1 protein-coding gene is annotated in these 1,058 nt (G+C 61.2%); it reads left to right on the top strand.

The genetic code is table 11. From position 1 onward, the window contains the following. Positions 1-303 precede the first annotated feature (303 nt). Positions 304-885, top strand: coding sequence for a recombinase family protein (locus LPN03_RS20715; RefSeq protein WP_262455758.1), 582 nt, complete (start codon positions 304-306; stop codon positions 883-885). Positions 886-1,058 lie beyond the last annotated feature (173 nt).

The raw sequence follows: 1,058 nt of genomic DNA, 5'->3' as shown, positions 1-1,058 counted from the left end.
GCACTACATCTGGGGTTGGAACGGGGAGCGCTACTCCATGAACCCGGAGGTCGCTCGCCTCTTGCGCAAGGCAGCACAACCCGGAGGTCGCGCGGCTCTTGGCAAGGATGCGCCCAACTGACAGCAACCACTTGCCAAGAGTCTCATCAATGGAACCTTTGACGGGACACCCGGCAGCCGCCCCCTTTTTCCTTTAGAGCGTGGCGTGTCGAAGCTTCAGCGCGTCTCAACAATGTGTCTCATCCTGATATTCTCATCATCACAGGATGAGTATCCTTTGATAGGACGTCGGAAGGAGTGCACATGACACGTCTTGGCTATGCCCGGGTCAGCACCGCGGATCAGGACACCGAACTGCAGATCAGGGAACTGGAAGCCGCAGGATGTGAACGCATCTACCGTGACCACGGGGTCAGCGGGACCAAGGCCAGCCGGCCTGAGTTGGACAAGATGCTGGACCGACTCAGCCGGGGCGATGAAGTCGTGGTCTGGAAACTGGATCGACTCGGACGCCACACTCGCCACCTGCTCGAACTCCTCGACGACTTCAAGGCGCGCGGCATCAAGTTCCGCTCGCTGCGCGACGGCATCGCCACCGACCCAGAAGGTGACCTGGGCGGGGCCATGGCCCAAGCCATGGTTACCATCATCTCCGCGTTCGCCCAGCTCGAACGCGACCAACTATCCGAACGCACCAAGGCCGGCATGGCGGTCGCCGCCTCCTACGGCCGCAAGGCAGGCCGGCGGGAAGTTTCCGCTAACCACCCCAACGTCAAGCGGGCCCACGACTTGAAAACCCAGGGGTTGAAGCCAGCCGACATCGGAAAAATCATCGGCGCCAGCCGAGCCACCGTCTACCGCTATCTCGGCATGGAAGCCGACTGACATCAGAGGCGTTTACGGCCGCATTCCACGCATCGGGTCCTTAAGGGACCTGATCGACCTCCAAAACGGACGTTATTGGACGAGGCCACCCTCATCAAGCGCCGCACGTGCCCGGGCGCCGTCGTGGAGATCGGACGTGAACGTTTCCTGTTTCTCGATCTGTCGGCGGTAAT

This window comes from Arthrobacter sp. A2-55 (genome assembly GCF_025548615.1).
GTDB classification, from domain to species: Bacteria; Actinomycetota; Actinomycetes; order Actinomycetales; family Micrococcaceae; genus Specibacter; species Specibacter silviterrae.
The sequence above is the reverse complement of the archived record's forward strand: the minus strand, read 5'-3'. Positions and strand labels throughout refer to the sequence as shown.

Excerpts from the sequence above, each read along its gene's own strand:
- LPN03_RS20715 (WP_262455758.1), top strand. The coding sequence starts at position 304 with ATGACACGTCTTGGCTATGCCCGGGTCAGCACCGCGGATCAGGACACC.